Here is a 24,333-nt window from a genome sequence, read left to right as displayed (position 1 = left end):
CAAGGGTGAACACCGGGCGGTGGAGCGTGGGGCGGCAGTCAGCCGAGGCGGGGCTGCGCCAGGTCGGGCAGCGGCTCGAAAACGACTGCCGCACGGTCGACTCGCGCGTCGCAGCCGCGGCACCGCAGCGCCGGAACCAGCGCCTGACCGCAGGAACTGTGCCGGATCATGACCCCCGGCCGGGCCCCGGGGTAGGCCAGGGCCGACCAGGACAGCAGGAAGGCGTACACCCCGAACAGCGCCCGTCCGCGCGGGGTGAGCCGATACTCCCGTCCGCCATCGGCTTTGCGCAGGATCTGCGCCGAGCACAGGCGGTTCAGGCGGTCGGTGAGCGTGGTCGGCGAGATATCCAGGTTCGCCCGGAAGTCGCTGAACCGGCGAATACCCGCCAGCGCCAGCCCGGTGACCGCCGCGCTCCAGCGATCGCCGATCGCGACCATCACCTCGGTGAACATGTCCCGCCCCGACAGCGCCGCCTCGGGCGCGCGGGTGGACCGCCGGCGCCCGCTCGAGCCAAGCGCCCACACCGCGTCGGGCCGCAGTTCGACCGCGGTCTCGTGCGGCGTGACGGTGCGGTCGCAGCCCCGGCACAGCACCACGGCCGGGCCGCGGTGCCCGCACTCGGTGTGCACCAGCTCCGGTTGCAGCGCGCCCGAGGGCGACCACTCGCGGTGCCAGCCCCACAGGCAGATCAGGATCTCCCAGGTCGCGAAACCCAACTCGGTGAGCAGGTATTCGTGCCGGTCCGCGGCGGTCGGCTGCGGCACGCGGTGCAGTACACCGGCCTCGACCAGGGCGTTGAGCCGGGACGTCAGCATGGCGGGCGGCGCACCGGTGCGCTCGATCCACTGGTTGAAGCGGCGCGCCTCGTGCAGGAACGCGTCCCGCAGGATGGCCAGGGTGAGGCGATCGCCGAGCAGATCGAAGGTGGCGGCGACCGGATCCATCCCGGCGCCGACCTGCGCGTCCGGCGCGGCGGCCCGAACCTCCGACAGCGACACGCACACCCTCCTCCGCCGGACCCGCGCGCCGGCATTTCCCAGGCAGTCAATCACAGCCCGCGGCGCTGGCCACCCTTGCGTTCCTCGCCTCGACACTGTACTTCATTAACTGTAGTAAAAGTATTCCGCGGAAGGCGGTAGGTCGCATGAGTTCGGTATGGATCGCGGGCGGATACCAGTCCGACTTCGCCCGCAACATCAGCAAGGAGGGCGGCGACACCGCGACCCTCATGGCCGAGGCCCTCGAACACACCTTCGCCGGCACCGGTATCGCACCGGCCCAGGTACAGGTGATCCACGTCGGCAATGCCTTCGGCCAGTTGTTCACCGGCCAAGGCCAACTCGGCGGTCTCCCGGCCACGGTGTGCGCGGACCTGTGGGGCGTACCGGCCACCCGGCACGAAGGCGCCTGCGCGTCCGGCTCCTTGGCGCTGCTGGCGGCGATGGCCGATCTCGAATCCGGCCGCTACGACTGCGCGCTGGTGCTCGGCATCGAGCTGGAGAAGACCGTGCCCGGCGATATCGGGGCCCAGCACATGGGTGCGGCGGCCTGGGCCGGGCACGAGGGGCAGGCGGCGAAGTTCATGTGGCCGTACATGTTCAGCGCGATCGCCGACGAGTACGACCGCCGCTACGGGCTGGACCCCGAAAAGCTCTGGGCCATCGCCGAACTCAACGCCCGCAACGCCCGCACCAACCCGAACGCCCAAACCCGCGGCTGGGCCTACGGTCCCGAGAGCTTCACCGCGGACCCGATCGCGAATCCGGTCGTCGAGGGCCGGATGCACAAGGTCGACTGCGGGCCGATGACCGACGGCGCGGCCGCGGTGGTGCTGGTCAACCAGCGGTTCCTGGACCGGAATCCGGTGCCGGGGCCGCTGTCCAGGATCACCGGCTGGGGGCATCGCACCGTCGGACTTCCGTTGTCCGCCAAGCTGGCCCGCGGCGCGGACTATCTACTCCCGCACGTGCGCGGCACCATTCTCGACGCGTTCGACCGGGCCGGACTCACCGCCGTCGACGATCTCGACCTCATCGAGACCCACGACTGCTTCACCATCAGCGAGTACCTGGCCATCGACCACTTCGGCCTCACCGCGCCCGGTCAGAGCTGGCAGGCCATCGACAACGGCGACCTCGAGATCGGCGGGCGGCTACCGGTGAATCCCGGTGGCGGGCTGCTCGGCGGCGGTCACCCGGTGGGGGCGACCGGCGTCCGGATGCTGCTGGACGGCCACCGGCAGGTCACCGGTCAGGCCGCCAACCAGGTCACCGGCGCGCGGCGGGCCGCCACGCTCAACTTCGGCGGCAGCACGACCACCACCGCGGCCTTCATCGTCGAATCGGCCTGACCTCACAGGTGATAGCGCACGTTGGGGCTCCAGAGGATGTAGCTGTCGATGCCCGCGGCGGCCGTGGCGTCGATCTGGGCTTGCACCTGGGCGGGGCCGTAGGCCACGCCGAGACTGAAGTCCTGCAACCACGGAATCACTTCCGCGCCGGTGTTGTCGGTGAGCCGGATGAAATCGGCGAGCGAGGCGTAGATGATGTCGTACGGCTGGGAATTCGGGTTGCCGACACCGTATTCGCCGGGATTCCAGTGCGACGGATACAGCATCGGCGCGACATAGTCGACGTGCTTCGCGATCATCGGAATGTCCTGCGCGATCTGCTCCGGGCGGGTGGAGGCGATGCCGAAGACGGCCGCGCCGAGAACCGCGCCCGCCTCGTTCACCGGGTCCCGGCTCTCGCGCAGGAACTCCGCGATCGAGGTGGTCGGATCGGTTGTCGCGCCGGGGAACCGCATCTGCCCCAGCGGGCCGTCGGGCCGGCGCACGTAGTCGTACATGATGTCGTCGAAGCCCAGCTTCGCCGCTTCGGCCGCGAGAGCGATGTTGTATCCGCGGATTTCGGGGTTCGCGAAATTGGTGAACGCGATCGGCCCGTAGTGGCTGGAGTAGGGCTGCCCGCCCGCATTCTGCACCACCCAGTCGGTGCGCCCGCTGTGCCAGGCCCACTCGGCGACCTGCGGATCCCGGAAGGCCACGATCCGGCCCACCACCCGCAGGCCCATGTCGTGCAACTGGCGGAGCGCGGCGGGCGCGTCGTAAATCGGTGTCGCGGCGCCGGATTCGCGGGCCAGCGGCACCTGCGAGTCGTATCCGACGACGCCGTCCTCGTCCTTGATATCGAGCTGGACGGTGTCGATCCGGCCCGATCGCGCCAGCTCGAGCACGCTTTCCCGCAGCCCGTCGTGTGACCAGGCGTGCGCGGTGACATGCACGGCGCGGGTGCGGGGGATGTCGACACCCGCGGTCACCGGCACCGTGGTCACGTTGCCCGCCGCGTCCACGGCCCGGATCTCCGCGCCGACCGGCGGGCGCGGCAACGAGACCTCGAACGCGCCGTCCGCGGCGGGGGTGATCGGCTGGCTACCCAGGCTCACCTGCTGCGCACCCTGCACCGTGCCGCGCACGACGAAGGGCTGGCGGTAGGAGGTCGGCGGCGGCGCCGCGGCCACCAGCACCACCGGTGCCGTGACGTCGACGGTGAAGGCCCGGGTGGTCGCCGGGCCGTCGCGCAGGAATCCACCGGGGACCGTGGCGGTGAACTGGTGTGCGCCCTCGTGCAGCTGGCCCGGGCGGACCAGCACCGTCTCGCCCTCGACCGTGCCGGCGACCGGCTCCCCGTCGACCGCGAGCCGCACCGCGTGCGGATCGTGGCCACTCGCGTCGACCCGAATCACCATGTCCGCCAGCGCTTGCGCGTTGACGGGGCCCTCGGGCAGCCCGGCCACCGGAAGCTCGCCGGGTGAGCCGCGCATCGCGCCCACCGCGACCGAGACGACCCCGACCGCTACCACCGCCACCACCGCTACCAGTACCGTCCGCTGACGGCCGGACCGCGGAACCCGTTTCAGCAACGCGCACACCATCTTTCGTTTCGGGGGACTCTACTATCCCCGGCACCGCCGTTGCGCCGCCGGTTTTCCGCGATCTTGTGCAGCACATCGTTATGCCCGGATTGCGAATTGATCGCGGGTTGACCGAGCCGGTGCCGGAGCACGCGCTCGGCCCGTACCTTGAACCGGTGGCGCGTGGGTTGGTGCGAAGTGTTCTGGTGGCCTTGGTCTTCGCGGTCGCGGGGTGTTCGGATCCGGAACCCGAGGCCGCCGCGCCGCCGCCCCCGGCGCCCACCACCGTCCCGCCCGCGCCGACGGTGGACCCCGCCCAAGTGCGGGCCAATGAACTCGGCTCGGTCCCGGTGCTGATGTATCACCAGGTGCTGCCCGCACCGGCCGGCGAATACGATCAGACCCCCGCCGAATTCCGCGCGGAACTGGAGCGCCTGTACCGCGAGGGGTATCGCCCGGTGACGGCCGCCGACTACATCTCCGGCGTCCTCGATATCCCGGCGGGCACCCATCCGGTCGTCCTGACCTTCGACGATTCGACGCTGAGCCAGGTCACGTTCGGGCCGGACGGCAACCCCGCGCCGGACTGCGCGGTGGGCATCCTCGAGGAATTCCGGTCTCGCTACCCCGATTTCGGCGTGACGGCCACCTTCTACGTCAACAATCAGCCCTTCGGTGACAACCCGCGCGCTCTGGCCTGGCTCGCCGAACACGGCTACGAAATCGGTTCGCACACCGCGAACCATCCCGATCTCGCCCGCCTGGACAGCGCCGGTGTGCAGCGCGAGTTCGCCGAGAACGTGCACGCGATTCAAGCGGCGGTGCCCGGTAAACCGGTGCGCACCATGGCATTACCGCTCGGCATCTCCCCCGCGGACCGGTCGCTGGCCGCTGCGGGCAGCTGGGCGGGCACGTCCTACCGCTTCGAGGCGGTCATGCTCGTCGGCGCGAACCCCGCCCCGTCGCCGTTCGGCCGCGTCGACCCCACCGGCATCCCCCGAATCCGTTCCGGCAAAGGCGAAGTCCCGTTCGATTCCGCGTACTGGCTCGACTGGCTCGCCGCCAATCCCACCCTGCGCTACACCTCCGACGGCAATCGCGCCGCGATCAGCTTTCCGAACGCCGATACCGCGGAGTTGTCCGCTTCCTGGACCACACAGGCCAACCCCTACTGATCAGCACTGGCGCACCTCGGCTGCCAGTTCCCGATAGCAGCTCGGCAGGTAGTCACGAGGTGAGTTCGGCGCTATCGATGCGGTAGGTAGAACCGGCGGGGACCAGGACGGCGACGCGGGATTCGGCGGCGACATTGCCGTTGCCGTCGGTGAGCCGGAGCCGGTAGGCGACCGTCAGCCGGGCATCATCCGTGCCGAGCACCTGAACGTCGATGGCGGCGATGGTGTTCCAGAAATCCTGGTAGTTGGGGTAGCCGCCGATGTAGTTCTGGTAGCGCGGGGTGAGGCGGGCCCACGCGGCGGCCGGATCGCCGGGCAGCAACGCGTAGTGCTGCTGGACGAACTCGGCGAGGCGGCCGGCGGCCGGGGGCTGCGGTGGCGCTACCGCCGTTGTCGGGGTGGTCGCGGGTGCGGTGGTCGGTGCCAGCGCGGGTGCGGTGCTGGCTGTGGTCGCGGAACTGGAAGCGGTACCCGGCGGCGGCGGGCCGGGGGAGGTCGCCTGTCCCCCGCTCTCCCGAAGCTGGGTCACCAGAACCGCGCCGACCACCAGCACGGCGATCACAGCCGCTGCCGCCAAGAAGATGCCGGTCCGTCCGGGACGCTGCGAGCCTTCCGGCGACGGAGTGCGGTTGAGTTCGGTCGGGTCGAAGCGCGCGGGGTTGAAGACCGTGGCCGGAACCCGGGTCGGCGGCGCGGTGGCGGCCGCCCGCGCGGCCGCCGCCAACTCCCCCGCGGTCTGGTACCGCTGTGCCGGGTCCTTGGCCATGCCGCGCGCGATGACCTCGTCGAACGCGGCGGACACCGGCCCGTTCGAGGGTCGCGGCGGCGGTTCGGTCAGGTGCGCCGCGATCTGGCGCTCGGCGCTCTCGCCCGGGAAAGGCTTTGCACCGGTGAGGCATTCGTAGAGCACGCAGGCCAGGGCGTAGACGTCGGCCCGCCCGTCGTAGCTGCCCTGGGTGAGGCGCTCCGGCGCCATGTAGGCGAAGGTGCCGATGGTCGCGCCGGTCGTGGTGAGGCTGGTCTCCCCGGTGCCGGCCGCGATTCCGAAATCGATCAGATAGGCGAAATCGGCCGAGGTGACCAGCACATTGGACGGCTTGACGTCGCGATGCACCAGGCCCGCCGCGTGCGCGGCGTCCAGGGCCGCGGCGACCTGCTCGAGATAGGACACCGCCTTCGCCGCGGGCAGCGGGCCGCCGAGTGTCAGCAGGGAGCCCAGGTCGGCGCCCTCGACCAGGCGCATGTCCAGGTAGAGGCGGCCGTCGATCTCGCCGTACTGGTGAATCGGGATGACGTGCGGTTCGCTCAGCCGCGCCGCCGCCTGCGCTTCGCGGCGAAAACGTTCCCGATAGATCTTGTCGTGCGCGAAATGCGGTGGCAGCACCTTGAGCGCGACGACCCGATCGGTACTGGTATCGAAGGCCCGGTAGACCTGACCCATCCCGCCCTCGCCGAGTAACTCGACGAGCCGGTACCGGCCGAACGGTGTGCCATCCACCCTGTACGCCTACCACACGCGGGCTCGACAGGCCCGGGCGGAAGCCGAATTCCGCGGGCCGATCGACAGGTCCGGCGTCCCGATGGCGGTTTACCGCGCGTCCCGCCGGGCAGTCGACAGGGAGGACGCAATCGACCCGTGGAGGGAACTCCCATGTCCCAGTACCCAGCAGCAGTGGTGGAGAACGTGTTCGGCGTGGCGGCGCGTATCCGCCGCGCCCGCGTCTTTCATCCCGACGGCCTCTACCTGACCGGACGATTACGGGCGGACAGTGAGTTCGAGCACCTGTTCGGCGTGGGCGAGCAGCCGGTGACCGCGCGACTATCCAAGGCGACCTCCATGCCCGCGGGCCTGCCCGACGTGCTCGGCCTCGCCTTCCGAGTGCCGACCCGCGAAAACCGGCCCTGGGACTTCGCCTTGGCCACCACCGGCACCGGCGCGCTCACCCGGTTCCTGGTAACGCCCACCCGCGGCTGGCGCAACGCCCGCTACGGCAGCCTGCTGCCCTACCGTTTCGACGACTCCGACGCGACCTGGATGTTCGCCGAACCCGATCACGCGCAACCGGATTCGGCGTCGCTGACGGCGATCTCCGAGCATGTGCGCGAGAATGTGCTGACCTTCCTGCTCACCGCGGGCAGCTACGCCAAACCACACCGCAAGTTCGCCGAGCTGACCCTGCGCCAAGACGAGGCCGTCGAGCACCCCGTCGACTACTTCGATCCGATCCTGCACTGCCCGCCGGGCGTGCGCATGGTCCCGGACGTGGTCAGCACGATCCGCGAACTCGCCTACACCGGCAGCCGCCGCGGGCGGCATCAGATTCCGTAACGTGTACGGCCGCGGCGCTTTCGGGTGATCAGCCCGGCGCGCGCAACCACTCGGCGAGGACATCGAAGTCCGCCGCGGTCAGGCCCACGCGCGGATCCACCCGATGCAGCAGCGCGGGCGCGGTGGCGTGCACCGAAACCCACGCCCGATCGGCGGCGGTGATCTCGTCGTCCACCCACGCGAAGGGCCGCCCGTCCGCCCAGGCGACCAGGTCCTCGGTCTTCCAGTGCAGCCGGTGGTCCGCGTCGGGGTCGTCGAAATCCGGCCAGTGCACCACTGGCAGTTCAGGCAGGCCGAGGCGCGGGCAGATCAGATCGTTGGCGTCGGTGGTCCAGGTGGTGGCCCACACCAGCTCGCAGGGCAGCGCCGCCAGGCGTGGGCCGTGCGCGGGATCGACCCGCCCGAGAAGTGGATTCGCACCGGGTGCCACCTGCCCTCGCGCGTATTCGTTCGCGGAGCCCCCGAACGGAATGAGCGGACCATCGACGTCGAGAAAGAGCAGGGGTCGCACAGCCGAACACTAGCCCCGCCGTCGCTGGTCCCGCATTCGGATAACGATTAGCTATACGATTGCCCCAGGCAGGGAGCGGGCCGGTGCGGGCCGGGGATCGCTCCGCGGGCGGCGGCACGGAAGGCGGCGGCATGGATGTTCGCGTACGTGGGAGAGGGCTCGTGCTGCTGGTACTGGCCGCGGCCGGACTGGGCGCGGGATGCTCGATCTCCGAGACGCACATCGGCCGGGCGCATTTCGCCCAGCACAAAGTCCTCGCGGTCGCCGAGCTGTGGGATCCGTGCGTCGGCATTCCGGAGAACATCCTGAACGACGCCGGTTTCGACCCCGATACCAAGGATAACCAGGCCGAGAGCGCGCGCGGCAAAGGCGACAAGGGGTGCCGGTGGAGCGGGCTGCGCGGGGACTTCGACGCGTTCACCCACAGCCTGTCGCTCGATCAGCTGACCGGGACAACCGATTTCCTGAGCGACCCCGAGCCGGTCGTCATCGATGACCGCGCCGCCGCCGAAACCCGCGACCGGGCGCACAACACCTGCGGCGTCGGATTCGACACCGTCGAAGGCACCGTATTCCTGCAAGTAACCAGCCGTTCGCCACTGACCGTGGACGATTCTTGCGCGCAGGTCGCCGATCTCGCGCGCAAGCTGCACATCCACCTACCGGCGGCCTAGTTGCCGAATTTCTCGTCCACAAATTCCCGCGACGCCCGGTTTGCCCGGCTGTTTCCGGGATAGCTCCGACGTATGGCGTTTTCAGCTTCGATCACGGTGGCCCTGTTCGATCTCGACGGCGTCCTGACCGATACCGCGCAGGTGCACCGGCAGGCGTGGAAGGACACGTTCGACGCGTTGCTGGCGCGCCGGCTGGGTGAGGGCTACGAGCCGTTCAGCGAGGACGACTACCTGGCCCACGTCGACGGGCGTCCGCGCGCGGACGGTGTCCGCGAATTCCTGGGCTCGCGTGACATCAGCTTGCCGGAGGGCGATCCCGAGGACCTGCCCGGGGATTCGACGGTGCACGGGGTCGGCAATCAGAAGAACCAGTTGCTGCTGTCGCTGATCGAGCGGGACGGGATCCAGGTCTATCCCGAGTCCGTCGGCTATGTGTCCCGGCTGCGCGCCGCCGGACTCGGCATCGGGGTGGTGACCTCCTCGGCGAATGCCGAAGCGGTGCTGGCGGCCGCGGGGCTGACGGATCTGGTGGACGTGCGGATCGACGGTGTCGAGATCGCCCGCCGGGGCCTGCGCGGCAAGCCGGCCCCGGATTCGTTCCTCGCCGGCGCCGAGGCCCTCGGCGTGAAACCCGGGCAGGCAGTCGTTTTCGAGGACGCCGTCGCCGGGGTGGCTGCGGCGCGGGCCGGTGCCTTCGGCTACGTGGTGGGTGTCGATCGGGTGCGCGACGGCAGGCACGCCGATGCGCTGCGCGAGAGCGGGGCCGACGTGGTGGTCACCGATCTCACCGAGCTGGAGGAACAGCGATGAAACAGCAGTGCGGCGGCTTCGAGATCGCGCCCTGGGAATTGCGCTGGTGCGGATTGGATTTGGAAGCACTGCCGCGCACCGAATCGATCTTCGCGCTGTCCAACGGCCACATCGGATTACGCGGCAGCTTCGAGGAGGGCGAGCCGGTCGGCACCCCGGGCACCTACCTCAACGGGTTCTACGAGAAGCGCGAATTCCCCTACGCCGAAAGCGGTTACGGCTACCCCGGCCACGGCCAGACGATGGTCAACGTCACCGACGGAAAGATCATCCGGCTACTCGTCGGGGACGAGCCCCTGGACCTGCGCTACGGCAAAGCGGTGGAACACGAACGGGTGCTGGACTTCCGGTCCGGCACCCTGCGCCGCTCCACTGTATGGACCTCTCCGACCGGCCAGTCGGTGCGGATCAGTACCGAACGGCTCGTGTCGTTCACCGACCGGGCCCTGGCCGCGATCCGCTACGAGGTGGAACCGCTCGACGAGGATCTGGATCTGGTAATCCAGTCCGATCTCCTGGCCAACGAACCGATTCCGACGAAGGCCGACGATCCGCGGGTGGCGGCGAAGCTGGACCGCCCGCTGGTCTCGGACTTCGCCTCGGCCCGCGATTTCAGCGCCGTACTCGCCCATCACACGCGGCAATCCGGGCTGCGGATGGCGGCGGGCATGCATCACGAGCTGGACGTGGCGCAGACGCCGCGCTGCGATATCCACGCCGAGGACGACCTGGCCCGGCTGACCATCGCGGTCGACGTGGCCAAGGGCGACAAGCTCAGTCTGACAAAGTATCTCGCCTACGGCTGGTCCAGCCGCCGCTCCGTCCCGGCGCTGCGGGCCCAGGTGGACGCGGCCCTGGCCGCGGGTCTGGAGACCGGCTGGGACGAACTGCTGCACCGGCAGCGGCAATACCTGGACCGGTTCTGGGCCGAGGCCGACATCGAGATCGACGGCGACCCGGAACTGCAGCAGGCCGTGCGGTTCGCGATGTTCCATGTCCTGCAGGCCGGAGCCCGCGGCGAGACCCGCGCGATCCCGGCCAAGGGGCTCACCGGCCCTGGTTACGACGGCCACGCGTTCTGGGACACCGAGACTTTCGTGCTCCCGGCGCTCATCTACACCAACCCGATCGCGGCCGGTGACGCCCTGCGCTGGCGGCACGCGACCCTGGATCAGGCCCGCCAGCGCGCCCGCGAGCTGGGCCAGCCCGGGGCGATGTTCCCGTGGCGGTCGATCAACGGCGAGGATGCCTCGGGGTATTGGCCGGCCGGCACGGCGGCCGTGCACGTCAACGCCGACATCGCCGACGCCGTGGTGCGCTATCTCGCCGCCACCGGGGATGAGCAGTTCGAAACCGAGTGCGGTGTAGAGCTTTTGGTGGAGACCGCCCGGCTGTGGGCGGGCCTGGGCCACTTCGACGGGACGGGCGCCTTCCGGATCGATCGCGTGACCGGCCCTGACGAGTACTCCGCCCTGGCCGACAACAACACCTATACCAACCTGATGGCGCAGCAGAATCTGCACGAGGCGGCCGAGGCGTGTGTGCGCCGGCCCGAGATCGCGCGCCGCCTCGAGGTGCAGGACACCGAGCTCGCGAAGTGGCGCGACGCCGCGAAACGCATGGCGCTGCCGTACAACTCGGAGTTGGGCGTGCATGAGCAGTCCGAAGGGTGCACCCGCCACGCGCGCTGGGACTTCGCCGCGACCCCGCCGGAGAAATATCCGCTGCTGCTGAACTACCACTACTTCGATCTGTATCGGAAGCAGGTGGTGAAGCAGGCCGATCTCACGCTGGCGATGTATCTGCGGCCGGAGATGTTCACCCCGGAGCAGAAGGCCCGCAATTTCGAGTACTACGAGGCGCTGACGGTGCGCGACTCGTCGCTGTCGGCGTGCCCGCAGTCCGTGCTCGCCGCCGAGGTCGGCCATATGGGCTTGGCGTACGCCTACTTCGGGGAGGCCGCGCTGACCGATCTGCACGATCTGCACCGCAACGTCGCCAACGGGTTGCACATCGCGTCCCTGGCCGGCACCTGGCTCTGCTGCGTCGGCGGTTTCGGCGGCATGCGCACCAACGGCGGGCGGCTCTGCTTCGCGCCGCGGCTGCCCGATGAACTCGACCGCCTCGCGTTCCGGATCATCTGGCGGGACAGTCGCGTCGAGGTCGAGATCACGCCCGGCGCGGCCACCTACCGGCTGCTCTCGGGTGCGCCGCTCACCCTGCGGCATCACGGCGACAGCTTCGAACTCACCGAATCGCCTGTGACGCTGACGATTCCGGAGCTGCCGGAGAAGCCCGCGCCGCCGCTGCCCGCCGGGCGTGCACCCTACGACCGCAAGAAGCCCGAGGACAGCGGCACTAAGCCTTGACGTCGCGCCCGGTGGCGATCAGCAGCAGATCGACCACCGGGGCGCGCACCTCCTCCGGCCCGTCCCCGTAGCTCCACGGCACATCGGTAGCGATCAGCCGCTTGCCGCGCAGCCGCTTCTTCGCGCCGTAGAACATGCTGCCCAGCACATGGTCGAGCGACGCCACCACCCACTCGCTCGATGTCGGCAACTCCCGACCGAGCGGTCGCGCGATGTCCTGCCCGTGCACGATCAGATCCGCCAGCGGATCCAGCACCCCCGCCCCCGGTGACCGCCGATGACAATCCGCCCCGTCCCGCAACTGCCCGATCAACTCCGCCGGGCCGTACTCCCGCGCCCTCTCCACCGCCGCATTCGCATTGGCCCGATCCCAATTCCCCTTGGCCTTGACCACCCCCACCAGCGTCGACCGCAAAGTATCCCGATTCGACAACGTGACATGCGCGACCACCTCGTGCACGTTCCACTCCCCGCACAGCGACCCCCGCCCCCACTCCTCCACCGTCAACCCCTCCAGAAAGTCCGCGAGCCCCACCCGCTCCACCCGCACCTGCTCCTGAATCCGTTCACGGTCCATGATCTCGAATCTCCCGGTCGATGGTTATTGCCCATACAGACCGACCGGATCGCCGAAACTCATCGGGCGGGCCGGCCGGATCCCCTCGTGATCTCCTCCATCAGCATCCGCAGGGTGAGATGCATTTCCGGTGGGAGGGCGTCGATCCTCCGCTCACGGTCGGAGCAGCAAATCAGCCGCGCTGTGCACCCTCTGGCCAGACCACGTCTACACGCACACCTCGCCGTCGGGCGGAATCGACCACGGAGGCCGTCCCTCCGCGCTTGCCGGTGGCACCATCCCACACCGCAACTAAACGGTCACAGGACGACAGCACGGCCTCGTTTGCCGCTTCATACGCCTCGCGGCCAGCATTCTCGAACGGCATTGTCCGGACCTCAGCGGCCAGGCCGACCAAATTGTCGAACAGTTCGACGTGCTCCGGCTTCACCTTCTCTTGCCGGTAGTTCCTCGACGGCAGCACGACTTCCAAGCGCCCGGCGGCATCGAGAACCGCCTGCGCGAACACGGAATCAGCCCCGCGCGCAATGCAACTCACCCCGACGAGTTCAGCCGAATCCTCGCCGGCGAACAACCTTCTGATCGACTCGTACACCAAAGGCGCCGTGGCCTCCGTGATATTCATGTGGCCGGTGACACCGAACCGCACCATGACAACGCTCCCTTGGGCATCCGAAGAGGCGCCCCAGCCTAGTCCGCTGCGATGACCTCTATTTCGACCAGCCACTCGGTTTCCAAGAGCTGGGCAACGATCGCGGTGGTGGGGACGGGGCGGCCACCGAGGGCGGCGACTCGGGCTTCGGCGTTCACGGTCGCGCAGGCGGGGGTGGCTGGGTAGATGTCGGCGTTCGGGCTGTGTGCCACGATTTCCATGGGCCGATCATGCGGCTGATCGCGTTGGGCGTCAACGGCTTTCGCGGTGGTCAGGTTCTGGTGATCGGGGCGACGACGTAGGTCTGGTTCAGGACCGCTTCGGCGGGTTCGTACATGCGCAGCACCGGACGGAATTCGCCGGCGGGTGCGGGGAGCCAGTTGGCGCGGGTGGTGGGATCGGTGGGGGCGGTGTGGCTGATCGTGATCGTGAGGGAGCCGTCGGTGTCGTAGACGATGCCGGGTGTGCGGTCCCCGATCGAGTAGCGGTCGATCGGGTTGTCGACCAGGTAGAAGTCCGGGACCGAGTACATGGTGACCGACCAGAACGCGCCCACGGGCGGGGTGGGGTCCAGGCGCAGGGTGTAGGTGTGGGCGCCGGTGAGTTGTTCACCCCGCTCGTCGAGGTAGGTCATGATGTAGGCGGCCTCGTAGGCGTGGTTGCCCCACAGGCCGCCCTTGGCCGCGGCGGCGCGTTCGATGATCCGCAGCGTCGGATCGGCGATCTGGAATCGGGGGTCGTCGAGCGCCCCGACCTCGAAGTAGTCGAGGTTGTAGTCGAAGGCGTGCAGCGTGAGTTTCCAGCCGTTGACTTCCGGGCTGGACCCGTGGGTCAGCGCGGTATCGAGGTTCTTCTCCCCCGCCCGCAAACCCGCGCGCAGCGCGGCGGCCGTCGGCTCGTCCGGCGCGGTGTACGGCGATTCCTTCTCACCGATCCCGATCGGAGCGAACGAATCCTGGAGTTCGCGGTCGCGCGGCGCGGGCGGGAACGCCTGCGACCACAGCCGCAGCTTCTCCCAGAACAGCAGGCTCGCGTCGACGGCGGGATCCGGACTGGGCAGCCCGGCCGGACGGGCGCCCGGGTCCACCGGCGTCAACGTGGTCGCGTCCTGCAAGGCATGCACGACGGGCAGATCCGCGGTACCGGAGCAGGCCCACCGGCCGACGATCGAGGCGATGGTCGTGGGGAAGGCGATGACGGTGGTCCCGTCCGGAGCCTGCCCGGTCCAACCGGGTGGCACGAGCAGGAAGTCACCGGCGGCGGTGCCGGTGGCGCGATGCCCGACGTAGGCGAAGTTGTCGGTCCAGGCATCGACGAATTGCAGCACGTAATACCGGCCCGCGGTGTCGGGAACGTGCAGGGCCACCGGCCCGACCGACAGGTCGATCTGCCCCATCGAATACAGGGTGTCGTTGTTGATCGTGACGAACGTATCCGCAGGCCCGGCCAGGGTCCTGGCATGGGAGAAGGTGTTGAACGGCGCCGCCGGATTCGCCCCGACCCCCGCCCGCACGTAGCGGTCGACCTGGTCCAGATTGAACACGAGCGGAAATCCGTAGAGGTAGGCGCGCGCGGCGACCTCCGGCACTACCTGGGTCATCGGCTTCCCCTCGTTTCGTCCGGGCACGGCTACAACCTTCGACCACCCCCGGCTATCGGCGCCTCACCCGAACGGGATGAGTTCACCCGTTGCGGGTGAACTCAAAACGGCTTCGGGCGGGCACGGTGTGTGACAGCGCCCGCGATCCCCGGTGTTCCAGGAGGCAGATGATGACCGGTTCCACTCCGGAGAACCTCGCCGACCGGGCTGTCCACCGCCGCGCCGTGGAAGCGGCGGTGTGGGGCATGGCCGCGGTGAACTACGAGGTGATGCGGTCGGTGCTGGCACCGCACGGCAAGGTCGAGTTCCTGTACTGGTCGAAGCTGGTGGACTGGCGTAATCAGACGCTCACACCGAATCCGGATCTGATCTACTACATGGCGTTCATCGACCCCGGCCGCGACGGGCCGATCGTCCTGGAGATTCCGCCGGGCACCGAGCAGCACGTGCTCAACGGCAGCGTGTGCAACATCTGGCAGGTTCCGCTCGAAGATGTCGGCAAGTTCGGCGCCGACGCGGGCCAAGGCGGCCGCTACCTGGTTCTCCCGCCCGGTTTCGACGGCGAGGTCCCCGAGGGATACCTCGTGTTGCGCTGCGATACCAACCGGGCGTACGCGCTGCTGCGGTCGGTGCTGCCCGAAGCGACGCAGCAGGCCCTCGACAACGGTCTGGCCTTCTGCCGCGGCATCCGCGTCTATCCGCTGGCCGAGGCCGGCGATCGGCCCGAGACACCGAGGCGGGATCTGCACGGCGAGGTGATCGATACCCGCATTCCCTACACGATGGAATTCTGGCGGGCATTGGATCGTGTCGTGCAGGCCGAGCCGTGGCTGGCCCGCGACCGCGGCTTCGCCGAAATGCTGGCCACCGTGGGTATCGAACGCGGGACACCGTTCGCCCCGGACGCACAGCGGGTGGAAGTGCTGGAAAGCGCGGTGCGCGAGGCGCACGCGTGGCTGCGCGAGATCTACCGCACCGAGCCACCGTTCTACGAAGGCCGCCAGTGGTTCTTTCCCGCCGGCCGCGATTTCACCGACGGCCAGAGCCACAATTTCACCAATGGCCAGGTCTACCCCTACACCGACCGGGCGGTGATCTATCACATGGCGTTCATCGGGATCAAACGCCTCGGAATCGGCCAGTTCTATCTGGTGACCCTGCGCGACCGCGACGGGGCGATCCTGGAATCCGGGCGCACCTACCGCATGCGCGTGCCCGCGGGGGTGCCGGTGTCGCAGTACTGGTCGGTCACGATGTACGACGGCGCGGACCACACCCTCATTCGCGGCAACACCAAATACTCGGTGTCGTCCCAGCAGCCCGGCCTGCTGGTCAACGACGACGGTTCGGTCGATGTGTACTTCGCACCCCGCGCCATCGCCGGTTTCGAAACCAACACCATCGAGACCGGCGACAGCCAGACCTTCGAGCTGATGTTCCGGTTCTACGGTGTGGGCCCGGAAGTCATGAACAGGCAATGGCAACTCGACGACGCGGTACCGGTCGATCCCCACCCGTAGGGGTGCACTGCGAATCTCACCCGAACCGGGTGAGGCGATCCGGAGATACGCACGAGAAAGGACACCCACCACGATGTCTGACAAACCGGCAATCGTTCTGGTCCACGGATTCTGGGGCGGCGCCGCCCACTGGGCGAAGGTCATCGTCGAGCTCGACCAACGCGGATATCGAGATCTGCACGCGGTGGAGAACCCGCTGACCTCCTTGGCCGCGGACGCGGCGCGCACCCGGCAGATGATCGAACAGATCGACCGGCCGGTGCTGCTGGTGGGGCATTCCTACGGTGGCGCGGTCATCACCGAGGCCGGTGACCTGCCCAACGTGGCGGGGCTGGTCTACGTCGCCGCGTTCGCGCCCGACGCCGGGGAAAGTCCCGGACAGATCAGCCAGGAATTGCCGCCCGCGGCCTTCGACAACATCGCGCCCGATTCCGACGGCTACCTGTGGATCGAACAGGACAAGTTCGGCGAAAGCTTCTGTCAGGATCTACCCGCCGCGGAGCAACTCGTCATGGCTGTCACTCAAAAGGCCCCGCTCGCCTCCACTTTCGGTGATGCGGTCACCGATCCCGCCTGGAAGCGCAAGCCGTGCTGGTATCAGGTGTCCACCGAAGACCGCATGATCAACCCGGACAACGAGCGACGCATGGCCGCGCGCATGCGGCCGCGCGTCATCGTCGAACTGCCCGCCGGGCACGCCTCCCTGGCCGCACAACCGCAGGCGATCGCCGACCTCATCGACAGCGCCGCCGCCGAACTCGCCTGAGCACAGCGCGTCCCGCCTCGTTCGGGAAGACAAGGTCGTTGTCGTCCCGAACGAGGCGAGCGCCACCCGGGTCAGGGGAACCAGGTGTCCAGGCGCATCGCGGTCGGGATGCTGCCCGTGATGCGCATCTTGCGGGTCGCGAGCAGATGCACGCCGTTGGCTTGGCGGGCGATCAGCCGCAGGAAGGGGACGTCGCCGAGGGTGACGGTGACGACCGGCGTGGCGGGGGTGGGGCCGGGGGTGGCGGTGCAGGCGCCGTGGTGGATTCGCATGTCCCAGGTGTCGGGGGCAGTGCCGATCTGCCAGCGGATCAGCGCGTCGACCTTGCGGGTCTTCGCGGAATCGATTCCACCGCACCATAGTTCGAAGATCCGCCGCAGTATGCGGGGCCGCTCGGCGGGATCGTCCATGATCGCGGTCAGCTCGGCGTCGGTGGACCCGGTGACGAGCTGCTGGAATTCGGCCTCGGTCGTGTCGATATTCATATCGATTCTCGCTGTCTGTCGAGGGGGCGGCGCCGGACCTGGTCGAGCAGCCGCCCGCCCTCCGGTCCGACCACGCGCTGGTAGGCGGGGCCGAGCAGGCGCTGGGCCAGGTCCAGCAGCCAGGCGTCGCGGCCGACCAGCACCCGCGCCCGGCCCGCCCGGACACCGGCGAGGATGGTGCGCGCGGCCGCGACCGGCGAAACCCCGGGGTCGCGGTCGAACGCGGCCGCCAGGACATCGACGTCGATGCCCGCGGCCGCGCGCGAGTTCCGCACGATGGCGGTCTTGACGCCGCCCGGGCACACGCAGGTGACGCGCACCGGGTGACCGGCGGCGCGCACCTCCATCCGCAGCGCCTCGGTGAACCCGCGCACCGCGAACTTGGCCGCGCTGTAAGCGCTTTGACCGGGAAACGCGACGAGGCCGAAGATGCTGGAGATGTTGACCAGCCGACCGTCGCCCGAGGCGATGAGGTGCGGCAGGAACGCCTTGGTGCCGTGTACTACGCCCCAGAAGTTGACGTCCATGACGCGTTCCAGGTCGGCGAAATCGGTCTCGGCGATCTCACCGGTGAACGACACGCCCGCGTTGTTGATCACCAGGTGCACCGCACCGAACTGCTCGCGCACCCGGTCGGCGTAACCGAGCACCGCCGCGCGGTCACGCACGTCCAGGATCTCGGCGCGCACCTCGCCACCCAGCTCACGCACCTGCTGCACGGTCGCCGCCAACCCGACCTCGTCGACATCGGAGAGCGCCAGGCGGGCGCCGGCGGCGGCCAGTTGCCGCGCCAGCGCCTGCCCGATGCCCGAGCCCGCGCCGGTGACCACCGCGGTCTTCCCGACGAACTCGCTCATCGGCCGTCACCGCCGACCTCGACCAGCGGGGGCGCGCTGATCCGCGCGCCCTTGGCCGGCGCGAAGGCGACGTGCTTGGAGCTGGCCGCCTCCGGTGCGCGCAGATCGGTGGTGATCATCCGCCGCGCCAGCAGCACCCGCAGCACCTCGGTGGCCTCCATCAGCGCGAAATTCGCACCGACACAGCGTCGTGCGCCACCGCCGAAGGGCAGCCAGGTGGCCGGCGAAACCTCACCCTCTAGGAAGCGTTCCGGCCGGAAGCGTTCCGGCTCCGGAAAATTCGCGGGATCGTTCTGCACGATGCCGATCATCGGCATCACGGTGCTGCCCTTGGGCAACCGGTAGCCGTCGAGCGACACGTCCTCGGTCAGCGTCCAGGTCACCTCGAAGATGACCGGGTGCCGCCGCAGCGATTCCTTCACCACCGCTTCGAGATAGGCGGTGTCGTCCAGCACCGCGGCGGTGGCCGCCTTGCGGGCGACCTCCCGGTCCCGGGCCAGCTCGTGCAGCGCCCAGGCCAGCCCGGTCGCGGTGGTCTCGTGCCCGGCGATCAGCAGGGTGATCAACTGATCGCGAATCTCCAAGTCGGACAAGCCATCCCCACCCTCCCCGGCCAGCAGCAGCCGGGACAGGACGTCGGTGCGCTCGGTCAGATCGGAGCTGTCCCGCCGCTCCGCGATCACCTCGTAGACCAGCGCGTCGATCTCCCCGACCAGGTTCATCGCGCTGCGCCACGGCCCGACGCGGTGCGCGCCGGGCACATTGAGGCCCATCAGGATGACCAGGTCCATGCTGAGCAACCGGCCGAGCAGCTCGCGCATCCGGTCGAAGACCGGTCCGTCGGCCAGCCCGAAGGTCACCCGCGACATGATGTCGAGCGTCAATTCCCGCATCCGGTCGTGGCTTTCGAACGGCGCGGCCACCGGCCAGCTGTCCACCTCGGTCAGCGTGAGCTCACGCACCATGTCCATATACCCGCGAACCGCGTTGCGGGAGAACAGCGGCGCCATGAGCCGCCGCAACCGCTTGTGGTCCGCGCCGTCGGCCATGAACACCGACTGCTGTCCCATCACCGGCGCGAGCACCCGATTGCCTTCGCCGGCATGGAATTTGGTGGTCGGGGCGGAGAACATGGCGGCGATGTGGCGGGGTTCGTAGAGCAGGACCACCTTGCGCCACGGGTAGATGGTCATCGAGATGACATCCCCGTACTTGGCGCGCAGGCTCAGCGCCCAGCGGTGCCGCCACCAGGTGAACAGCACCGACTGCACGACGCCGGGCAGCCAGGGCCCCGGGGGCGTGGGCAACAGCGTCCCGTGCCCGGTTTCGATTCGTTCCATCAACATGCTGGGCTCCTTCACGCGAGAAACAGTCCGTGCTCTTCCATCTCGCCGATGCACTTGGCGAAGGCGTCGGCGATGTGGTCGAGATCGGCGGTGCTGTGCGCGGCGTTGAGGAACATGCCGTGCAGCTCGGGGAAGTAGATGCCGTACTGGCGCATGTAGTAGCACAGCGCCAGACTGGCCTTGATGTTCGTGCCGGCGATCTTGTCGCGCACCAGTTTCGGCGACGCGTAGTCGAAGGCGATGTTGAACATCGAGTGCGAGCCCTTGACCTTGCACGCGATGCCGAGTTCGTCGGCGGCGGACTTCATGTCGCCGATCAGGCGGCGGGTGTTGTTGTCCAGGTCGGTGTAGATCTCCTGGTGCGCGCCCAGGTATTCCAGCACCGCGTGCCCGGCCGCGGTGGTGATCGAGTTGCCGGACATGGTGCCGCCGACGAAGGCGCGCTCGTCCACGTCGCGGAACGGATCACCGGTGGTGCGACCGGTTTCCATGAACTCGGGCCGGCCCGCGACCGCGCCGCAGGGCAGGCCGCCGCCGATGATCTTGCCGAGGGCGGTGAGATCCGGCTGCACGCCGGCCAGATGCTGCGCGCCGCCGAAGTGCACGCGGAACCCGGTGACCACCTCGTCGAAGATCAGCACGATGCCGTGCCGAGTGCAGGTTTCGCGGAGCTGGGTGAGGAAGGCGGTGTCGTAGCTCAGCGTCGCGCCGGGCATCGGCTCGACGATGACCGCCGCCAATTCGTGTGCGTGCCGGGCGATCGTCTCGAAGGCCGACGGGTGCCCGTACTGCAACAGCACCGTCCCCTCGGTGACCGCCTTCTGCCCGCCGGCCGAATTGATCGGCGCCGGATCGTATTTGCCGCCGCTGAAGACGAACCAGGAACTGACCGTGCCCTGATCGGAGAACCCGTGGTAGTGGCCCTCGAACTTGGCGACCCGGTCCCGGCGGGTGTGCGCCCGCGCGATGCGCAGCGCCACCTGGACCGCCTCGGTGCCCGAATTGCACAGCACCACATTGCTCAGCGGATCGAAGGCGTCGGCGATGACCTCCGCGAGTTGCAGCTCGGACTGATTGCCCATCGCGTTCACGCCACCCTTGGCGGCGGCCTGCTGGATCGCCTCGACCGCCACCTCCGGCGCGTATCCGAGGATGTGCGGGCCGTAACCGCACGAGAGGTCGATGTATTCGTTGCCGTCGATATCGCGGATCTTGGAGCCCTTGGCCTCCTCGATGATCATCGGGAACTGGCTCGGCATCACATAGCGGTCCAGGTGCGTCGGCGCGATGAGCGCGCGTTCCGGATTGTTCTTGGCCGCCATGGATTTCGGGCTCATCGACCCGATCTTCTCGTCGAACTCGGCCTGTAGTTCGTCGTTCATGTACGGGGAGTACTTGTCGTTGAAGCGGCGCGCGTTGGCCCAGATGTCGATCTCCGGGTCGACCACGGTGATGAAGCCCTCGCCGGTGAGGAAGGCCAGCGACAGCAGCGTGAACCGGGTGGTGGGCCGGGCGCCGTAGCGGCTGAGCAGGTTCGAGGCGTCGTCGAAGAACGACATGGTCGACCAGCGGTCGGTCTGCGCGGAGAAATGGTGCTCCAGGATGCCCTCGAGGTCGCGGGCGTAGACGGCCCAGTGCGCGTCCAGCGTTCCCCGATCGGAGACGAAGGTGTTGGTGAACCGGGTGACCGCGAAGCTCCATTCCTGGCGGGTGCAAGCGAAGTAGAACGACGCCAGCCCCCACTTGTCCTCCTCGTTCAGCTCACCGACCAGGCCGAAGTCGATCATGATGATCTCGCCGTTGGCCCGGAACATGATGTTGCCCGGATGCGGGTCGACGTGGAACAGCCCGTGGAAGTAGGCCATGGTGTCGAACGCGTCCTGCAAGCGCCGGGCCAGTTCGGGGCGGCGTTCGTCGCCGAGCTGCTCGACGTGCTCGCCCGAGACCCCCGCCATGAACTCCATCACCAGCACCCGGTCGGTGGAGTACTCCTCGTAGACGCGCGGCACCCGCAGGAACGGGTGCGAGGTGAAGTTCTCCCGCACCGCCAGCTGCCGCTTGGCCTCGGCGCGCATATCGCACTGGCCGGTGACGAAGGGCCGCAACTCGGCGAAAAGCGCCGGGCCGTCCAGCTTCCGGACCGCGGGCACCAGCGCGTGCGCCGCACCGAGCAGCCCGCTCAGCACCGCGGCGCTGGCCTTCAGACGTTCGGGCACACCGCGTTTGACGACCTTGAGGGCGACCTCCTCCCCCGTCACCAGGCGCGCCTTGTGCACCTGGGCGACCGAGCCGACCGCGACCGGCTGCCAATCGAATTCGGCGAAGAGCTCCCCGACCGGTGCGCGCAACTCCTCGCGCAGGGTGTCGGCGAGATCCGCGCGGCTCATCGGCGCCAGACCGGAGAAGAAGTCCCGGAACTCGTCGGTGGCGTCCTTGGACAGCAGGCCGGTCTGGGTGCCCAGCACCTGGCCGGCCTTCACATAGAGCGGGCCCATGCGCAGCAGGTAGCCGCGCAGCAGCCGGGCCGCGGCCTGCTGGTTGTCGTCCCGGCGGCCGGCACCGCTCAATACGTAACGGGCGCCGTACAAACCGGTCCACCACAGCAGCCGGCCGGCTTCTACGGCGGCCAGGCCCGGGGTGGTGAGCGGGGAGGTGGATTTCGCGTTCATGTCTGTTCCTCCAGAGATTTCAGAGCCCGTAGGGCGCGCAGGCCGCGACGAAGTGGCCGTCGGCGGCGAGAAAGAGGGCGTGGCGGGCGCGGCCGCGCGGCTCGGCGTCCAGCCAGGCGCGGTAGGCGAACGGCAGTGCCGCGCTGTGCGGGTCGGCGGGGGTGTCCGGGGTGTGCACCTCGTCGATACCGGCTGCGGCGGCAACGGTTTTCGCGAATCCGGCACGGGGTTCCCCGGCCAGCAGGACGCAATCGGCGGGGTCCAGGCCCTCCTGTTCCAGGCAGCGCAGCACGACCTCGGTCGCGATATCGAGTCCGCGCTCGCGCGCCGCCTCGTCGGGCTGGTCCAGTCCGATGAAGCGGCAGCCCTCCGATCCCATCGTGGTCAGCGGCAGGTAGGCCACCGGCTCGGCCGGCGCGGTGGTGCGGGCCCGGTAGACCGGGCCGAAGCCGGTCTCGTCCGGGCTGGGGCCGAGCAGGACCGCCGCGGCGCTGGTCAGGTAGGGGAAGTCCGGGTGCTCGAGCCGGGACGGATGGCCCTCGCCCGAGACGATGACGGCCTTGCGCGGCCCCATCACGGCGGCAACCTGCACCGCGTCCAGGAATCCGCACGGACCGTTCATGATGTCGAAGGACAGCGCCGGGGACCGCTGCCCGTGGTACTGGAGATTGATGCCGGCCTTCTTCTGGATGAGCGCGGCGATGGCCGGCTCGACGATGTTGTCGTCGCGGTGGATGCCGGTGTTCAGCAGCAGCCCCACCGCACCGTTGTCGGTGCCGGACCGATCCAGCACCTCCCGGACGGCCAGCGCGGAACGTTCCACTGAACCCGCGCCCGCCGAGGCGCCGACAGTGACCGAGGAAATAATGGATACACGCATGATCAAGCCTTCAGTGCGGAGACACGAACGGACATGTGGCCGTACACCATTCCGGAGGCGGACGGCACGATGAGGACCTTCGACCCGGGCGCGATGGTGCCGCGCTTCAAATGGTCGTGCAGGGCGACGAAATGCGACGTGGAGGCGGTGTTGCCGTACCGCTCGAGCACCGTCAGGCTTTCCGGCGCCGGGCGGCCGGACTCGCGTTCCAGCAGTGCGTTGATGTAGTCCAGGGCCCGGGCGCTGAACTGATGGTGAATGATGAAATCGAGTTTCTCACCGTCGATATCGGTGCCCCGCTCGCGCAGGTAATCCAGATACCAGGTGATGCCCTGCAAATAGCGTTCTTCGGTGTGCATCGATTTGTTGTCGGTATACATCGCCAGACCCTGGCTGTAGCGGCTCGGGCCGCCGATGCAGAATTCCGCGTAGGACGCCGAGGTCATGAGATCGACGTATTCGATGATGTCGGCTTCGTCGGTGGCGCGATCCAGCAGTACACAGGCGCCGGAATCGCCGACCGACAGCGACGCGAATTGCGGATCGTATTTTTCCGTGATTTCCCGGACCGCGGTCTCGGCGATCGGCGTGATCTGCTCACCGCTGACCACGATCCCGGTGCGGGCGACGCCGGCCCGGATCATCCGATCCAGCACCATGATGCCGGTGACCATGCCCGCGCAGGCATTGCAGATATCGAAAGCGATCGCCTGCTCGGCGCCGATCTTTTCGGCCAGCAGCGCGGCGAACGAGGGTTCGAAGGCGTAGCGCTCCGGGCCGACCGTGCGTGTGATCGACACCGAAATAATGACATCGACCTCGCCCACCGAGTATTGCGAGCGGGCCAGGCAGTCCTGAATCGCTTTGGTAGCGAGGGTGAGAGAGTCTTCGTAATTTTCTTCGGAGTCGTCGTGCACCCGGCGCGCGCCGACACCGGTCAACTCTTCGAGCGGCGGCAATTTACCGGCGCTCAATCGCCCGGTATCGATTCGCGCGAGCAGATCGTCCGTGCTGACCGACTTTTCCGGTAGATAGGTCCCGATCGACTCGATCCTGCTGTGAGTTTCACTTTCCGAACGCATCGGATCAGCTCCGTTTCGAGTACTGGAGGTGGCTCAGATTTCCCGCGAGGCCAATCGTTGCCTCTGTGGTTCATTTTTCGATATCGGCCGGTCCCGGGTCAATAAAGCAGTCGATC

22 protein-coding genes are annotated in these 24,333 nt (G+C 68.5%); 8 read left to right on the top strand and 14 right to left on the bottom strand.

The window, feature by feature from the left end; genetic code table 11:
• Window positions 1–38: 38 nt before the first annotated feature.
• Window positions 39–1,001: a winged helix-turn-helix transcriptional regulator gene (locus tag AB0H76_RS13810; protein WP_357322337.1), complete on the bottom strand. Its 963-nt coding sequence runs from the start codon at window positions 999–1,001 to the stop codon at window positions 39–41.
• Between the two features lie 146 nt (window positions 1,002–1,147).
• Between AB0H76_RS13810 and AB0H76_RS13805 the strand changes: the two genes are divergently transcribed.
• Window positions 1,148–2,353 (top strand): acetyl-CoA acetyltransferase, encoded by a 1,206-nt coding sequence (locus AB0H76_RS13805; RefSeq protein WP_357322334.1) that lies wholly within the window; start codon window positions 1,148–1,150, stop codon window positions 2,351–2,353.
• A 2-nt stretch (window positions 2,354–2,355) separates the two neighbouring features.
• Here the strand turns inward: AB0H76_RS13805 and AB0H76_RS13800 are convergent, their stop codons facing one another.
• A complete protein-coding gene (locus AB0H76_RS13800; protein ID WP_357322332.1) occupies window positions 2,356–3,924 on the bottom strand; it encodes a putative glycoside hydrolase in 1,569 nt (522 codons plus the stop codon).
• Window positions 3,925–4,091: 167 nt separating this feature from the next.
• On the opposite strand from AB0H76_RS13800, the gene AB0H76_RS13795 reads away from it, so the two are divergent.
• Window positions 4,092–5,090 carry a polysaccharide deacetylase family protein gene (locus AB0H76_RS13795; protein ID WP_357322329.1) on the top strand — a complete coding sequence of 333 codons (999 nt, stop codon included), beginning with the start codon at window positions 4,092–4,094 and terminating at the stop codon, window positions 5,088–5,090.
• Window positions 5,091–5,142: 52 nt separating this feature from the next.
• Here the strand turns inward: AB0H76_RS13795 and AB0H76_RS13790 are convergent, their stop codons facing one another.
• Window positions 5,143–6,588, bottom strand: coding sequence for a serine/threonine-protein kinase (locus AB0H76_RS13790; RefSeq protein ID WP_357322326.1), 1,446 nt, complete (start codon window positions 6,586–6,588; stop codon window positions 5,143–5,145).
• A 153-nt stretch (window positions 6,589–6,741) separates the two neighbouring features.
• On the opposite strand from AB0H76_RS13790, the gene AB0H76_RS13785 reads away from it, so the two are divergent.
• A complete protein-coding gene (locus AB0H76_RS13785; protein ID WP_357322323.1) occupies window positions 6,742–7,419 on the top strand; it encodes a phosphodiesterase in 678 nt (225 codons plus the stop codon).
• A 28-nt stretch (window positions 7,420–7,447) separates the two neighbouring features.
• Here the strand turns inward: AB0H76_RS13785 and AB0H76_RS13780 are convergent, their stop codons facing one another.
• A complete protein-coding gene (locus AB0H76_RS13780) occupies window positions 7,448–7,930 on the bottom strand; it encodes an HAD domain-containing protein (RefSeq protein ID WP_357322321.1) in 483 nt (160 codons plus the stop codon).
• Between the two features lie 161 nt (window positions 7,931–8,091).
• Between AB0H76_RS13780 and AB0H76_RS13775 the strand changes: the two genes are divergently transcribed.
• The 3 genes from AB0H76_RS13775 to AB0H76_RS13765 all read left to right on the top strand — a co-directional run bounded on the left by AB0H76_RS13775 (window position 8,092) and on the right by AB0H76_RS13765 (window position 11,783).
• Window positions 8,092–8,604: a DUF3558 family protein gene (locus AB0H76_RS13775; RefSeq protein ID WP_357322318.1), complete on the top strand. Its 513-nt coding sequence runs from the start codon at window positions 8,092–8,094 to the stop codon at window positions 8,602–8,604.
• A gap of 72 nt (window positions 8,605–8,676) precedes the next feature.
• Window positions 8,677–9,414: a beta-phosphoglucomutase family hydrolase gene (locus AB0H76_RS13770; protein WP_357322315.1), complete on the top strand. Its 738-nt coding sequence runs from the start codon at window positions 8,677–8,679 to the stop codon at window positions 9,412–9,414.
• Window positions 9,411–11,783, top strand: coding sequence for a glycoside hydrolase family 65 protein (locus AB0H76_RS13765; protein ID WP_357322312.1), 2,373 nt, complete (start codon window positions 9,411–9,413; stop codon window positions 11,781–11,783). The genes AB0H76_RS13770 and AB0H76_RS13765 overlap by 4 nt, the downstream gene beginning before the upstream one ends.
• Here the strand turns inward: AB0H76_RS13765 and AB0H76_RS13760 are convergent.
• The 4 genes from AB0H76_RS13760 to AB0H76_RS13745 all read right to left on the bottom strand — a co-directional run bounded on the left by AB0H76_RS13760 (window position 11,773) and on the right by AB0H76_RS13745 (window position 14,612).
• Complete coding sequence (locus AB0H76_RS13760) at window positions 11,773–12,360, bottom strand: maleylpyruvate isomerase family mycothiol-dependent enzyme (RefSeq protein WP_357322309.1); 588 nt, start codon at window positions 12,358–12,360, stop codon at window positions 11,773–11,775. The genes AB0H76_RS13765 and AB0H76_RS13760 overlap by 11 nt on opposite strands.
• A gap of 172 nt (window positions 12,361–12,532) precedes the next feature.
• Window positions 12,533–13,012: a hypothetical protein gene (locus tag AB0H76_RS13755; protein ID WP_357322306.1), complete on the bottom strand. Its 480-nt coding sequence runs from the start codon at window positions 13,010–13,012 to the stop codon at window positions 12,533–12,535.
• A gap of 38 nt (window positions 13,013–13,050) precedes the next feature.
• The gene (locus AB0H76_RS13750; protein ID WP_357322303.1) at window positions 13,051–13,233 is read right to left on the bottom strand and encodes a hypothetical protein; all 183 of its coding nucleotides are present in this window, start codon (window positions 13,231–13,233) and stop codon (window positions 13,051–13,053) included.
• 50 nt (window positions 13,234–13,283) lie between these two features.
• Complete coding sequence (locus AB0H76_RS13745) at window positions 13,284–14,612, bottom strand: DUF1254 domain-containing protein (RefSeq protein WP_357322301.1); 1,329 nt, start codon at window positions 14,610–14,612, stop codon at window positions 13,284–13,286.
• A gap of 170 nt (window positions 14,613–14,782) precedes the next feature.
• Between AB0H76_RS13745 and AB0H76_RS13740 the strand changes: the two genes are divergently transcribed.
• Entirely contained in the window at window positions 14,783–16,132 is a 1,350-nt protein-coding gene (locus AB0H76_RS13740) for a DUF1254 domain-containing protein (protein ID WP_357322298.1), read from the top strand.
• 73 nt (window positions 16,133–16,205) lie between these two features.
• Window positions 16,206–16,898, top strand: coding sequence for an alpha/beta hydrolase (locus tag AB0H76_RS13735; RefSeq protein ID WP_357322296.1), 693 nt, complete (start codon window positions 16,206–16,208; stop codon window positions 16,896–16,898).
• A gap of 71 nt (window positions 16,899–16,969) precedes the next feature.
• On the opposite strand, the gene AB0H76_RS13730 is transcribed toward AB0H76_RS13735, so the two are convergent.
• The 6 genes from AB0H76_RS13730 to AB0H76_RS13705 are packed head-to-tail and all read right to left on the bottom strand — an operon-like array spanning window position 16,970 to window position 24,217.
• The gene (locus AB0H76_RS13730) at window positions 16,970–17,383 is read right to left on the bottom strand and encodes an SCP2 sterol-binding domain-containing protein (protein WP_357322294.1); all 414 of its coding nucleotides are present in this window, start codon (window positions 17,381–17,383) and stop codon (window positions 16,970–16,972) included.
• Complete coding sequence (locus AB0H76_RS13725; protein WP_357322291.1) at window positions 17,380–18,240, bottom strand: SDR family oxidoreductase; 861 nt, start codon at window positions 18,238–18,240, stop codon at window positions 17,380–17,382. Before AB0H76_RS13725 ends, AB0H76_RS13730 begins: the two co-directional genes overlap by 4 nt.
• A complete protein-coding gene (locus AB0H76_RS13720; RefSeq protein ID WP_357322288.1) occupies window positions 18,237–19,586 on the bottom strand; it encodes a cytochrome P450 in 1,350 nt (449 codons plus the stop codon). Before AB0H76_RS13720 ends, AB0H76_RS13725 begins: the two co-directional genes overlap by 4 nt.
• A gap of 11 nt (window positions 19,587–19,597) precedes the next feature.
• Entirely contained in the window at window positions 19,598–22,255 is a 2,658-nt protein-coding gene (locus AB0H76_RS13715) for an aminotransferase class III-fold pyridoxal phosphate-dependent enzyme (RefSeq protein ID WP_357322286.1), read from the bottom strand.
• Between the two features lie 19 nt (window positions 22,256–22,274).
• Window positions 22,275–23,135, bottom strand: coding sequence for a hypothetical protein (locus tag AB0H76_RS13710; RefSeq protein WP_357322283.1), 861 nt, complete (start codon window positions 23,133–23,135; stop codon window positions 22,275–22,277).
• Between the two features lie 2 nt (window positions 23,136–23,137).
• Window positions 23,138–24,217 (bottom strand): 3-oxoacyl-[acyl-carrier-protein] synthase III C-terminal domain-containing protein, encoded by a 1,080-nt coding sequence (locus tag AB0H76_RS13705; RefSeq protein ID WP_357322280.1) that lies wholly within the window; start codon window positions 24,215–24,217, stop codon window positions 23,138–23,140.
• Window positions 24,218–24,333 lie beyond the last annotated feature (116 nt).

Source organism: Nocardia sp. NPDC050712 (assembly GCF_040654295.1).
Taxonomy (GTDB): domain Bacteria; phylum Actinomycetota; class Actinomycetes; order Mycobacteriales; family Mycobacteriaceae; genus Nocardia.
The sequence above is the reverse complement of the archived record's forward strand: the minus strand, read 5'-3'. Positions and strand labels throughout refer to the sequence as shown.

Bases quoted from the DNA above. Each gene is read 5' to 3' on its own strand.
- AB0H76_RS13805 (WP_357322334.1), top strand. From the start codon at position 1,148: ATGAGTTCGGTATGGATCGCGGGCGGATACCAGTCCGACTTCGCCCGC.
- AB0H76_RS13750 (WP_357322303.1), bottom strand. From the start codon at position 13,233: ATGGAAATCGTGGCACACAGCCCGAACGCCGACATCTACCCAGCCACC.
- AB0H76_RS13760 (WP_357322309.1), bottom strand. From the start codon at position 12,360: ATGGACCGTGAACGGATTCAGGAGCAGGTGCGGGTGGAGCGGGTGGGG.
- AB0H76_RS13740 (WP_357322298.1), top strand. From the start codon at position 14,783: ATGACCGGTTCCACTCCGGAGAACCTCGCCGACCGGGCTGTCCACCGC.
- AB0H76_RS13720 (WP_357322288.1), bottom strand. From the start codon at position 19,586: ATGTTGATGGAACGAATCGAAACCGGGCACGGGACGCTGTTGCCCACG.
- AB0H76_RS13745 (WP_357322301.1), bottom strand. From the start codon at position 14,612: ATGACCCAGGTAGTGCCGGAGGTCGCCGCGCGCGCCTACCTCTACGGA.
- AB0H76_RS13735 (WP_357322296.1), top strand. From the start codon at position 16,206: ATGTCTGACAAACCGGCAATCGTTCTGGTCCACGGATTCTGGGGCGGC.
- AB0H76_RS13705 (WP_357322280.1), bottom strand. From the start codon at position 24,217: ATGCGTTCGGAAAGTGAAACTCACAGCAGGATCGAGTCGATCGGGACC.
- AB0H76_RS13710 (WP_357322283.1), bottom strand. From the start codon at position 23,135: ATGCGTGTATCCATTATTTCCTCGGTCACTGTCGGCGCCTCGGCGGGC.
- AB0H76_RS13725 (WP_357322291.1), bottom strand. From the start codon at position 18,240: ATGAGCGAGTTCGTCGGGAAGACCGCGGTGGTCACCGGCGCGGGCTCG.
- AB0H76_RS13715 (WP_357322286.1), bottom strand. From the start codon at position 22,255: ATGAACGCGAAATCCACCTCCCCGCTCACCACCCCGGGCCTGGCCGCC.
- AB0H76_RS13765 (WP_357322312.1), top strand. From the start codon at position 9,411: ATGAAACAGCAGTGCGGCGGCTTCGAGATCGCGCCCTGGGAATTGCGC.
- AB0H76_RS13755 (WP_357322306.1), bottom strand. From the start codon at position 13,012: ATGGTGCGGTTCGGTGTCACCGGCCACATGAATATCACGGAGGCCACG.
- AB0H76_RS13730 (WP_357322294.1), bottom strand. From the start codon at position 17,383: ATGAATATCGACACGACCGAGGCCGAATTCCAGCAGCTCGTCACCGGG.
- AB0H76_RS13770 (WP_357322315.1), top strand. From the start codon at position 8,677: ATGGCGTTTTCAGCTTCGATCACGGTGGCCCTGTTCGATCTCGACGGC.
- AB0H76_RS13785 (WP_357322323.1), top strand. From the start codon at position 6,742: ATGTCCCAGTACCCAGCAGCAGTGGTGGAGAACGTGTTCGGCGTGGCG.